A 12,353-nucleotide genomic window follows, 5' to 3' on the forward strand; every position below is an offset into this window, starting at 1 on the left:
CTCCATCCCCCCATCTCCCTTTCCTAAGATAGTGTCATGTAACGAAATATTGCGTTTAAATATAATTATAAGTATTAGGCTATTTTTTGGGAATTTTAGCAATTATGACAATTTCAAATAGTGAATTCAAAGTAAATAAATCAGAAGAAGAATGGAAGCAACTTTTGACACCAGAGCAGTTTCAAGTTTTGCGTAAACACGGTACAGAGCGTGCTGGTACAAGTCCCTTAGACAAAAATTATGACGAAGGAACTTACATATGTTCCGGTTGCGGTCAGCCTCTGTTTACTTCAGAAACTAAATTTAATAGCGGTACTGGTTGGCCGAGTTTTTACGCACCTATAGAAGGCGCAATTGAGACATCGGTAGACAAAAAGTTGTTTATGACTAGAATCGAAGTTCATTGTAGTAATTGTGGCGGACACTTGGGTCACGTATTCCCTGATGGTCCGAAACCTACTGGTCAGCGTTATTGCATGAACGGTGTATCGCTGGAATTTCAACCCAAAGAATCAGCTTAATTTAGTAGTTACGTTCAGAAGTCGGGTTTTTAGGAAAAATATCTCTTACAAATCACAAACCCTGTAAAAACCCGACTTCTTACCCCCACGGAAAATTCAGAAGTCGGGTTTTAAGTGTTATAAAAACTCGACTTCTTAGAGGATATTTTGAAAGTCTAATTTAATACTGGCGGTTGAAACCGCGTCTACACAGTCAAAACCCACCTAGGTGGCTTTAAATATCCTTGATGCGGGGTTAGTCCGCGTTAGCGCAGCTTGCGTCTTAGCGCATAGGCGGACTTTGCTTGTGTAGTAGCGGTTTAAACCGCTGGATACTTTTAAAACATCCTCTTACTTCTTACCTTATAATTTCAAATTCCAATTGTTCCATCTGTTCTTTGAGCCATTCAGAAAACAAATTGTTAAGGATTTTCGAGCGTAGCATTTCATTCAACTCCGGCTGAATAATTTCTTCTACAAAAATTAAATTTACTCCCTCAGATGTGATAATTGGTTTGATAATTTGAGGTGGAGTAGCTGCAAATACAGCCGCTGATATTTCTGGCTTTAAATCTGTACGATTAAGTATTCCTTTATATCCACCAGTACGACGTAAAGATGTGTCCTGAATATATTCGTGAGCAACTTCAGGAAAAGTTATTTCACCTTCAGCAATTGCATAAAACATTTCCATGGCTAAATCTTCGTCATCAAACACCACTTCATATAGAACTACTTGTGTATAATCCAATTGATTTTCAACAAACACAGCTTCAACTTTCTGGGCAAATAAGTATTCTGTTAACTTTGAAGAAATCACAGTAACATAAACCAATTCTTCAAAATCATCTAAAGAAAGACGATGCTTTTGTAACCATGTCCAAGTTGCATCAGCGCTCTTAAGCTGACTCATTAACCGTACATTATCCGCTGCTTGTTGAAGTTCTTCCGCTTCTGCTTTAATACCTACTTCTTGTGCCGCATTGATAATGATTTTACGAGTGAGAATGTTCTCAACTACAGTAGGAATTTGACAAGAAAGTTTGATTTCATGAAGAATTTCTTCTGGTTTGATTGCGTAAACTACTGACATATAACAACTCCTTAATATCACGGGATAGAAGTCGGGTTTCGTGAAAGTTACCCGACTTCTGGGGTCTACAAAAAAATACTTACTAGTTTTACTCTCCTTATTTCTTTCCTCCGCGTTCTCCGTGTCTAATAAGGTTTTTAAATCAGTAATCTTGTGCCATGAACCGAGCAACAAAATTAAGCGGACAAACAAAATTAGGCTGAGAATTTGATTGGATGTCGTGAATAGCAATGCTCGAATATTTAGCTGTAGTTTCCCGTCTTTGTCGAGTCGAAAGCCCCATTTCTTTCAGCAGACGGTTAATATGACAAGCACTAACCTGAATGCCGAATTCTTTCCCTAGATGCTTGCTTAACCATTGCGCTGTCCAGCGTTCAAACGAATAACCATAATCGCGGGGACTACTGCTTGCTAGTTTTTTGAGACGCTCAAGATATTGCTGATTTACGGTTTTTGGTCGTCCCACCGGACAGTCATTCCAACGATGCGCGTTACCTGTCTGTGCCATTGCAATCCAGTGACGTGCGGTTTCTTGAGCGCATCCTAGTGCTTTACAGATTTGTGCTTGAGATTGACCTGCATCCGCAAGCAGCATAATTTCAATGCGACAGCGATACTCTGGACGCAAGTCAGTTTCTAGATTCTTTAGTAGCAGCTTGTGCTGAAAAGCCGTTAAATAAAGTCCTTGATTTTCCACAGCGATTCCTCCTGGTAAAACTTGTAGAGTGAGAAATTTTTAATCTCCCAAGTCTGCTTACTTATTTGAATCAAAAGTCCCGTAATTCTGCCACTCGTTACAATACTTTACAATTATTGGCTGAATGCTTGTAAATCAAGATTTTCAGCTATTAATGTGCCTGGACGGAGTAGAATTAGCCAGGTAAAACTAGGGAATTAGAAATATCATTTTCATCGGACTTATGCTGTATAAACCCGGTTTCTTCGTCGATAATCTGCTGCTAAAAATAACGATTTTGCATAAAAAGCGAGTTTTTAGGGTCATAAAAACATATTTAAATTTAAATTCAAAAGTTTCAAATCATCAAAACATAACTGCTTGAATTATGCGTTTAAAATCAATTTAAACCCCTTGTTTTTCTCCAAAAAATTTAGCAATATTAAATTGTAATTAGCAAAGACACAGTTAATTACAAGCAACAAATAAATAGATTGTTTCTTTAACCAATTATTTATTGTTGGAAACAATTTATTTGTTAATTAACAACAAAATTAAAAATGTATCAGGAGAAAAAAATGAAAGAATCTCACAATGAACAACTGTTTCAGGAACTTGGTAATGAAGTTGCTGCTACCTGTAGTGGAGGTGTTGCATATTTGTACCAGAATGATGGATTTGGAGGACGAAAGCTGACGTTTTATGAAGGTACAAACGACCTTCGGAGGTGGGGTTTTAACGACCAGACCTCATCTATTAAAATAAGAGGGAATGAACGATGGACTTTTTATCAAAACGTAGGTAGAACAGGAAAGGCTGTAACTCTAGGAAAAGGAGACTACAATTTATATCAATTACGGCAAAGAGGGATTGCAAACGACTCAATTAGCTCTCTCAAACGTGTAGGATAAATCTTCTAGGACTTAGCAACGTCGGTAAATTAATAGTTGTAGGGTGCGTGACGCTTTAAGAAATGAAGGTATGTATTTATAAGACTTGTAGCGTCACTTACCATCCCAGATTTGTAATTGTTGTAAGTCTTTTTTACCTTCTGTATCCGTTCTAAGATTTTTGCTTAGATTGTCAAAAGAAATAGATTGTTTAAATAATAAATTAGTTATTGATAACAATCTATTTGTTAATTGATAACAAAACAATTCATACTTATCAGGAGAAAAAACATGAAAGAAGTTCAAAATCAACAACTGTTTCAAGAACTTGCTAATGAAGTTGCTGCTACTTGTAGTGGAGGTGTTGCACAGCTATATGAACATCCCAATTTTAGAGGACGTAAATTGACATTTCGCTATGGTACTAATGACCTTCGTAAGTACAACTTCAACGACAAAACTTCATCTATTACCATTTCACCAGGAGAAACATGGGCATTTTATCGTGATATAAACTATGGAGGTCCGAGAACAGTTCTCACAGGGGGAAGGCACCCTTATGTTATTCCGAACGACTCAATTAGTTCTCTCAAACGCATTTGAGAAATTTAGCTTCTTTATCCGTCCTAAGAGGATGTTTTAAAAGTCTAAATTAATACTTTATCTGGCGACTATAAGTCGCGGCTACACAAACAAAACCCGCGCAGGCGGGTTTTAAATTAAATAGTCCACGCAGGTGGACTTTGTTTTTGTAGTAGCGGTTTAAACCGCCGGATAGTTTTAAAACATCCTCTAAGATTTTTGCTCAAATTGTGAAATTAACAAATAGATTGTTTAATTGTTTCAAGTGCTTCTACAGGATAAGTCCAAGCTGAGCTATACGCTCTAACTTAAAGCTAATAGGGGCGAAATATTTTTCGTCCCCTATTCTTAATATTTAATTAATACAGGTTATTAAAGATGCGATATGAAACTGTACTCCAACACAGTGAAGAAGACTGCGGTGCGGCTTGTCTAGCAACTATCGCCAAACACTACCGACGCACCTTTGCCATCGGTCGTATTCGGGAAGCGGTTGGTACAGGCTCGCGGGGAACGACTTTATTAGGACTTTATCGAGGGGCAGAAATCCTGGGATTTAATGCTCGTAAAGTCAAAGCTAATCCAGAATTGCTCGACCAATTGCATAAGGCTCCTTTACCTGCGGTGATTCACTGGAAAGGCTATCATTGGGTAGTTTTATACGGACAAAAAGGGAAAAAATACGTAATTGCCGACCCTGGTGTAGGTATCCGTTATCTGACTCGTAAAGAGTTGATTGAGGGTTGGGGTAATGGCATTATGCTGCTACTTGAACCTGATGATAGCCGCTTTTACGAACAACCCGAAGATAAAGTTGGTGGTTTTTGGCGATATCTCAAGCGGGTTTTGCCTTATCGCGCTATTCTTGCTCAGGCGATCGCCATTAATATTGCCATCGGTTTGCTCTCCCTTGTCTCCCCGTTGATGATGCAACTGCTCACCGATGATGTCTTAGTACGAGGAGATACTCAATTACTAACGGTAGTCGCAATCGGTGCGATTGTCATGAGTTTATTCAGCAGTGCGATCGGTTTGGTTCAGTCGCACCTAATCGGTCACTTTGGTCAACGGCTGCAATTAGGACTGATTCTAGAATACGGACGGCAACTGTTGCGCTTACCTCTAAGTTATTTTGAAGGACGACGTAGTGGGGAAGTAGTTAGTCGTATTGCTGATGTGGATCATATTAATGCCTTAGTTTCCGAAATTGTCCTTGGTTTACCCAGTCAATTTTTTATTGGCTTGATTTCCTTGGGCTTTATGCTGTTTTATAGTTGGGGATTAACTCTGGCTTCTCTAGGTGCTTTTATAATTGTTACCCTGCTCAACTTGTTGTTTCTCCCTGCTTTACGACAAAAAACCCGCAGCCAAATCGTTTTAAGTACAGAAAACCAAGGCTTTCTTGTAGAAACTTTTCGTGGTGTGCAGGTGCTAAAAACTACTCAAGCAACTCCCCAAGCTTGGCAGGAATACCAAAGGAATTATGGTCGTCTAGCTAATTTAGGCTGGACTACGATGAAACTGGGACTTTACAGCGGCACAATTACTAGTATTGTTTCTACTTGTACGAGTATTGCTTTACTCTGGCTAGGTTCATATCTAGTGATTAATGACACTTTAAGTATTGGTCAATTGTTAGCCTTTAGCGGTATGAGTGCCAATTTTCTGGGCTTTCTGAGTTCGGTGATTGGCTTAATTGATGAGTTTATTACGGCTCAGATTGTTATTCAACGTTTAACTGAGGTGATTGATGCAACTCCAGAAGATGGAAAGGACGAGAAAAAACCTTGGGCTGAAATTGAAGGGAATACAGATATTATCTGCACCAACTTAAATTTTCATCATGCAGGTAGAGTTGACCTGTTGGAAGATTTTTCCTTGACTTTTCCTGGTGGTCAAGCCATTGCTTTAATTGGTAAATCTGGCTGTGGTAAAAGTACCCTTGCGAAATTAATTGCTGGTTTATATTTTCTTCAATCTGGGAATATTCGCTATGGAATTTATAATCAACAAGACCTGTCAATGGAATGTTTACGACAACAGGTAGTGTTAGTACCTCAAGAAGCACATTTTTGGAGTCGTTCAATTATCGATAATTTCCGCTTCAGCTATCCTCAAATTAGTTTTGCAAAAATTGTTCAAGCTTGCGAGATTGCTGGTGCAGATGAGTTTATTAGTAAATTACCAGATAAATATCAAACTATTTTAGGTGAATTTGGCGCGAATCTCTCTGGTGGTCAAAAACAGAGGTTAGCTATAGCCAGAGCCATAGTTACTGACCCACCGATATTAATTTTAGATGAATCAACCGGCGCTCTCGACCCAGTAAGTGAGAGTCTTGTATTAGATAGACTACTTTCCCACCGACAAGGTAAAACCACAATTCTGATTAGCCATCGTCCCAAGGTGATTGAACGAGCCGATTGGATTGTACTGTTAGAGGAAGGACACTTGAAAATTCAAGGTACTCCAGAAACTCTGCGGCAATTGCCTGGTGAGCATTTACATTTCCTAGACGGTGTTGTTTCAACAACTATTTCAACAACAAGTTTAATCTTAAACTCCTCTAATTCTCACTCTAATGGTAAATCTCCTGCAATCATCAAATAATATCAAGTTAAGAAGGCAAGGAACAGGAGATAGGAAATTTACCAATTACCTATTAGACATCTGGTGGAAATTAATTATGCGTCATCCAGAAACCTTGTAGAGACGCGAAATTTCGCGTCTCTACATTCTTTTTCGGAGATGTCTATTACCTATTACCAATTACCTATTACCAATTCCCCATTCCAATTATCATGATTAGCCACTCCAATCCAGACTATTTACCGTCAATTCAAGACGATGAGTTTCTTCCACCTATTGGTCGTTGGACTACTATCGGTGCATTAACGATTGTTTGTGCTGTGGGTTTAGCCATTCCCATTGCTTCTGTGACTAAATATAAAGTAACAGTTAAAGGACAGGCTACCGTTCGTCCTGCGGGTGAATTACGACTGGTTCAAGCTGCTACAGAAGGTCAGGTAATGCGTGTCTTGATTACAGAAAATCAAACGGTTAAAAAAGGAGATGTGATTGCGACAATTGACAACTCAAAACTACAAACTAAAAAGAACCAATTGGAAAGTAACATAGCCCAGAGTCAATTACAACTCGTGCAAATCAACGCTCAAATTAATGCCCTTGATAGTCATATTAAAGCCGAAACAGATCGCATCAATCGCGTTGTTGCTGCTGCTCGTGCTGAATTAAGCTATCGCAGTCGAGATTATCGAGACAAACAAATTACTACTAATGCTGATGTTGAAGAAGCTCAAGCAAACGTTAACACCGCGCTCGCCAGTTTAAAAGCGGCTCAAACCAAACGCAATAGATACGAAGTTGTAGCCAAACAAGGAGCCTTATCAAAAGACCAATTCGAGGAAGCTCAATTAGCTGTTCGTCAGTATGAACAAACAGTTGAAGCAGCTAAAGCCAAATTGCAACGGGTACAAGCGGTTGTTAATCCTAGTAATGCAGAAATTGCGATCGCGTCTGAACGCATTGCTCAGGAACAAGCCGCAGGAAAAGCGAGTGTGGCAACTTTGCATAAAGAGCGTCAAGCTTTAATTGGGCAACAGATTGAAATGACAAAGCAGTTAGAGCGTGATTCTCGCGAACTAAGTCAAGTAAATATCGACCTGAATCAGACTGTGATTACTGCCACAGCAGATGGTATTATCTCCAAATTAAACTTACGAAATCCTGGTCAAATTGTACCTGCTGGAGAGGTAATTGCTCAAATTGTCCCTAGTAATGCTCCCTTAGAAATTAAAGCAGCAGTAGGACTCAATGATAAGAATAAATTAAAACCAGGTCAGCAAGTAAAAATGCGGGTTTCGGCTTGTCCTTATCCAGACTACGGAACTCTTCAAGGTGAGGTAAAGAGAATTTCTGCGGATGCAATTATACCCCAAGCAAATGTTAATAATACTACTGCTAATAACCAAAAAACTGCTGGTCTCAGTGGCTTTTATGAAGTAACCATTGAGCCAAAAACTCTTTCCCTAGGTCGAAGCAACCATCAGTGTGCGATTCAACTGGGAATGGAAGGTACAGTTGATATTATTTCTAAAGAAGAGAGTGTGTTGCAATTTTTGTTAAGGAAAGCAAGGTTGATTGCCGATGTGTAACGATGCAGTCGCGTCTAGAAGTCGGGTTTTTACAAAGTTTATTTGTTATTACGGATATTTATCTTAAAAAATCCGACTTCTTGCCGTCGGGTTTAGAACTGTTGGCATTGGAATTATATATTTTTTAACGCAAAGACACGCTTTTAAGATTACCTATCTCTTTTTACTTCTTTCCTCTGTGTTCTCTGCGTCTCTGCGGTTTTTTTTAATCGGTAATCTTCTACCGAGAAGGGAGTAGTTATTGTGATAATGTGTCGGTTACGTAAGTCCTGTATCAATTAAATGCGCGATAGCTTATGGCGTAATCCTACAAAAATTGTGTGTAGAAACGCGACTTCTGGATTTACTAAACATAAACATTTGTAACAAAAAATCGAGTTTTGCATAAAACTGACCTCATAAAGCCATATCTAAAAATAGAGGGAAAGCAAACTTTTGGAGCGTCAGATGAATCCGACCTCGATTGATAATATAAATGTTCTGCTTGAGGAACTGGCTTCAACAGCACAGCAATACCCGCATTTATCAGCACAACGACAACTAGCTTTGACAAAACTGGTTCATATTATCATGCAATCGGGTAAACTTTGTTATCCACAAAGAAGACAATATTCAACGGAAATCTATGAAGATATTTATCATGAAGCATTACAAGAGCTTTTTCTATATATTTGTCAAAATATCGACAAATATGACCCAGAACGTAGTTCAGTCATGAGATGGGTAAATTTTCTGTTGGAGAGACGATTTTTTTTTGAAGCAACTAGAAAATTTTTTGGTCAGCAAAACATTACGAATATTACTGATATTGATGTGGATAACCTTGCTGCTACTGAAGAACCACAGGATATCAAAGAAATTTTAATGGAATATCTCAAATTAGATCCAGAAAATCTTTTAAAAAAGGAATATATCAGAGAACATCCTCAAGCTAACTTTCAAATTTTGGCTCAACAAAGAATGTTGGGTAAATCCTGGAAAGAAATAGCCGCAGAATACAACTTAAATATTTCGACAGTAAGTTGCTTTTATTACCGATGCTTAAATAAATTCGCAGATAAAATCAAAACTTATTGTCAAGACTACGCACTTTAAAGTAGAGAGCAACAAATTATGCACAGTCTATCAAATTCTTTAACTTTTACTGTACCTTTAGGTTTAGAAGCTCGCAATGCGGCAGAAAAATTCCGTCGTCAACACAGTAATCACCAAAAAGGAGAACAAGTATATCTCAATACTTTAGCTGTGCTAGCGGTAAAATATTATCTGGGTTGTATGGGTTGGGAAACTAATTGGGAAAGTAGTCATAGTTATAATCCCTTCATGCAAGAATTGATGGATGTTGCTGATTTACAAGTGGGAAATTTGGGAAAATTAGAATGTCGTCCAGTATTACCTTCATCAGAAATACTTTTTGTTCCTCCAGAAGTTGCCACAAATAGAATTGGCTATGTAGCGGTACAATTAAATGAAAATTTCAAAACAGCTAATATATTAGGATTTATCAAAACAGCAATTAATAATGGCGAGATTTTTATCAATCAATTGGAATCCTTAGAAGGTTTTCTCTCCCATTTGCATCATATTCAGCAATATAAGACAGTCAAAGTTGGAGTAAATTTAAGTAAATGGCTCGATAATCTTTTTGAAACCAGTTGGATGGCTTTAGAAGAAATTTTCGGTAGCTTAGATCAGAAAAAACTTGCTTTTAGAAGTGTTTCATCAAAGCCTGAAGCTAATGTGGTGCGAGCAAAAATCATCGACTTGGGATTACAACTAAAACATCAATCGGTTGTGTTGGTTGTTGCGATAGCGAAGCGCAGCCCGCAAAGCGGGATCGCCCCATTATCCGAACAGAAAGTAGAAATAATAGTACAGTTGCATCCGATAGCTGGAAAAACTTATTTGTCATCTAACCTGAGACTGAATTTAATATCAGAATTAGGAGAAATTATTCAACAAGTTGAATCGCGAAGTAATGATAATTTTGTTCAATTAAAACGCTTTCGGGGTTATCCTGGAGAAAGCTTTAATATTCAAGTGTCTGATGGTGATTTCACAATCGAGGAAACTTTTGTCATCTGATACTTTAATGTTGTCGTGCAATGAGTAAGGTAGTTGTCTTGAATTTGGGGCAGGGAGATTTACATAAAGGCTTTCCCGATATCACAGTTCAACTTGGGTTGACTTCAGATTCCCGTGCAATGGAATTTCGTGGTAGTTTACCAGCAGCACCAGAAATTTCTCAACTTTATCGCAATTGGCAAATATTATACTCGGCTCTATATCGTAATTGTGGTTGGTCTGTACGACTTGAAATTGATGATACTGATGTCACAAATGTTTCTGAAGTTGAATTTCATGAATTGTGTCAGCAATTATCCTTTAAAATTAACGCTTGGCTTAATTCCGAGCAGTTTCGCTTTTTAGATCAAAAATTACGTACTCAATTGAATCCAAATGAAGAAATTCGTTTTATAATTGCAACTTGTGATAAATTATTGCGACGACTTCCTTGGCATTTGTGGAACTTTTTTGATGATTATCCGAACGCCGAAGTTGCATTGAGTTCCTTGGAATTACAACGACCAAATAAAATATATACCAAAAATAATAAAATTAATATTTTAGCAATTTTTGGTAATAGTCAAGGAATTGATATTAGTAAAGATAAATCTTTTTTAGAAAAATTATCGAGCAAAGCTAAAATTAGTTTTTTAATTGAACCAGAACGTAAGAGATTAAGTAATGAACTTTGGAAAAAAAATTGGAATATTTTATTTTTTGCTGGACATAGTTACAGTCGAGAAACAGGAGTGCTACAAATAAATAAAACTACAACAATTACTTTAGATAGATTGAAACATGGACTCAAAAAAGCAATTGAAAACGGTTTGCGTTTGGCAATTTTCAATTCCTGTGATGGTTTAGGTTTAGCAGAAGCCTTAGAAGATTTACACATTCCCCAAGTGATTGTGATGCGGGAACCTGTTCCGGATGTGGTAGCACAGGAATTTTTGAAACATTTTTTAACAGGATTTTCTAGCGGACAACCTTTATACTCAGCCTTACGCGAAGCACGAAAAAGACTTGAAGCAATAGAAGGTGAATATCCCTGTGCAACTTGGTTACCAATAATTTGTCAAAATCCTCTAGAACCACCGATGACTTGGCAATTGCACAGAAAGATTATCACACCCAAAAGTGTTTTAACAATATTACTGACCAGCTTATTGGTAACTACTTTAATCATGGGAGTGCGGTATTTGGGTTATCTGCAAACCTCAGAATTACAAGCTTTTGACCATTTTATGCAATTGCGATCGCAATTTATCACCGAAAGAGCAGACCCACGTCTTTTAATTATCACGATTGACGAAGCGGATATTTCGTATCAACTCGACAAAGGAATGCAAATGCGATGGTCGCTATCCAATCAAGCACTTGTTCAATTATTAGAAAAACTGGATAAATACCAACCAACAACTATCGGTTTGGATATTTACCGTGATGGGGATATAGACCCAAAATATCCAAATTTAGCAACTCGATTTGAGCAAGATAATCGTCTATTTTTTGTGTGTAAAGTTGCGACTACCGATGAAGACGGTAAAAGTGAAGGTATTCGACCACCTTCTGGAGTTTCCCCAGAACGTATCAGTTTTAGTGATTTAGTCGAAGACCAAGACAACATTGCTCGTCGGCAACTTTTGCATTTAACTCCTCCAATCGAATCAAAATGCAGCGCAGAATATGCCTTTAGTCTACAATTAGCACTCGATTATTTAGATAAACAAGGTAAAACATCAGATGTGACACCTGAAGGTTATTTACAAATTGGTGATATTGTATTCAAGCAATTAAAGCGACACACAAGTGGTTATCAAAAAGTAGATGCATCCGGTTATCAAATATTATTGAATTATCGTTCACTTCCTTCTGTAGAAAAAATTGCCGAGCAAGTAGCTCTGAGAGATATATTAGATGAAAAAATACCATCAGAGTCAGTCGAATTACTCAAAAACCGGATTATTCTGATTGGTCTTTCCGCTCCCACCAACACTACTGATTTCTGGAAAACACCCTTTAGCGCTACTGCAAAACCCAGTCACAAGCAAATACCAGGAGTTTTCCTACAAGCGCAGATGATAAGTCAAATTCTCAGTACAGTTTTAGACCGCAGACCTTTATTATGGTGGTGGTCTCGATGGGTGGAAGTTATTTGGGTATTTGTATGGTCATTAATTGGAGGAATAATAACATGGAGTTTTTTAAAACCATTGCATCTGGGACTAGCAGTTATAGTCACACTTTTTACCCTGTTTATTATCTGTTTTAGTATTTTTACAGTCGCCGGGTGGGTACCGTTTATTCCTTCAGTATTAGGGATGTTACTTACTCAAATAGTGATAATTTTATGGTTGAAACCAAAGTAAT

General features: G+C 37.8%; 10 protein-coding genes. 8 read left to right on the forward strand and 2 right to left on the reverse strand.

What is annotated here, in order from left to right; translation table 11 throughout:
• Window positions 1-104 precede the first annotated feature (104 nt).
• A complete protein-coding gene (gene msrB, locus IQ247_RS16280; protein ID WP_193921716.1) occupies window positions 105-521 on the forward strand; it encodes a peptide-methionine (R)-S-oxide reductase MsrB in 417 nt (138 codons plus the stop codon).
• A 337-nt stretch (window positions 522-858) separates the two neighbouring features.
• Here the strand turns inward: msrB and IQ247_RS16285 are convergent, their stop codons facing one another.
• Both IQ247_RS16285 and IQ247_RS16290 read right to left on the reverse strand, forming a co-directional pair.
• Window positions 859-1,593, reverse strand: a complete 735-nt coding sequence (locus IQ247_RS16285) for a peptidylprolyl isomerase (protein WP_193921718.1) — start codon at window positions 1,591-1,593, stop codon at window positions 859-861.
• A 142-nt stretch (window positions 1,594-1,735) separates the two neighbouring features.
• Window positions 1,736-2,290, reverse strand: a complete 555-nt coding sequence (locus IQ247_RS16290) for a helix-turn-helix domain-containing protein (RefSeq protein ID WP_193921720.1) — start codon at window positions 2,288-2,290, stop codon at window positions 1,736-1,738.
• Window positions 2,291-2,847: 557 nt separating this feature from the next.
• On the opposite strand from IQ247_RS16290, the gene IQ247_RS16295 reads away from it, so the two are divergent.
• The 7 genes from IQ247_RS16295 to IQ247_RS16325 all read left to right on the forward strand — a co-directional run bounded on the left by IQ247_RS16295 (window position 2,848) and on the right by IQ247_RS16325 (window position 12,352).
• The gene (locus IQ247_RS16295; RefSeq protein WP_193921721.1) at window positions 2,848-3,180 is read left to right on the forward strand and encodes a beta/gamma crystallin-related protein; all 333 of its coding nucleotides are present in this window, start codon (window positions 2,848-2,850) and stop codon (window positions 3,178-3,180) included.
• Window positions 3,181-3,450: 270 nt separating this feature from the next.
• A complete protein-coding gene (locus tag IQ247_RS16300; protein WP_193921722.1) occupies window positions 3,451-3,762 on the forward strand; it encodes a beta/gamma crystallin family protein in 312 nt (103 codons plus the stop codon).
• A 357-nt stretch (window positions 3,763-4,119) separates the two neighbouring features.
• Window positions 4,120-6,351: a peptidase domain-containing ABC transporter gene (locus IQ247_RS16305; RefSeq protein ID WP_193921723.1), complete on the forward strand. Its 2,232-nt coding sequence runs from the start codon at window positions 4,120-4,122 to the stop codon at window positions 6,349-6,351.
• Between the two features lie 191 nt (window positions 6,352-6,542).
• Window positions 6,543-7,916 carry an HlyD family secretion protein gene (locus tag IQ247_RS16310; protein ID WP_193921724.1) on the forward strand — a complete coding sequence of 458 codons (1,374 nt, stop codon included), beginning with the start codon at window positions 6,543-6,545 and terminating at the stop codon, window positions 7,914-7,916.
• Between the two features lie 447 nt (window positions 7,917-8,363).
• Window positions 8,364-9,011, forward strand: coding sequence for a sigma-70 RNA polymerase sigma factor region 4 domain-containing protein (locus IQ247_RS16315; protein ID WP_193921725.1), 648 nt, complete (start codon window positions 8,364-8,366; stop codon window positions 9,009-9,011).
• Between the two features lie 18 nt (window positions 9,012-9,029).
• Window positions 9,030-10,001 (forward strand): DUF1822 family protein, encoded by a 972-nt coding sequence (locus IQ247_RS16320; protein ID WP_193921726.1) that lies wholly within the window; start codon window positions 9,030-9,032, stop codon window positions 9,999-10,001.
• 20 nt (window positions 10,002-10,021) lie between these two features.
• Window positions 10,022-12,352 carry a CHASE2 domain-containing protein gene (locus tag IQ247_RS16325; RefSeq protein ID WP_193921727.1) on the forward strand — a complete coding sequence of 777 codons (2,331 nt, stop codon included), beginning with the start codon at window positions 10,022-10,024 and terminating at the stop codon, window positions 12,350-12,352.
• The last annotated feature ends 1 nt before the right edge of the window (window position 12,353 follow it).

The organism is Plectonema cf. radiosum LEGE 06105 (genome assembly GCF_015207665.1).
GTDB lineage: Bacteria > Cyanobacteriota > Cyanobacteriia > Cyanobacteriales > Nostocaceae > Rivularia > Rivularia radiosa_A.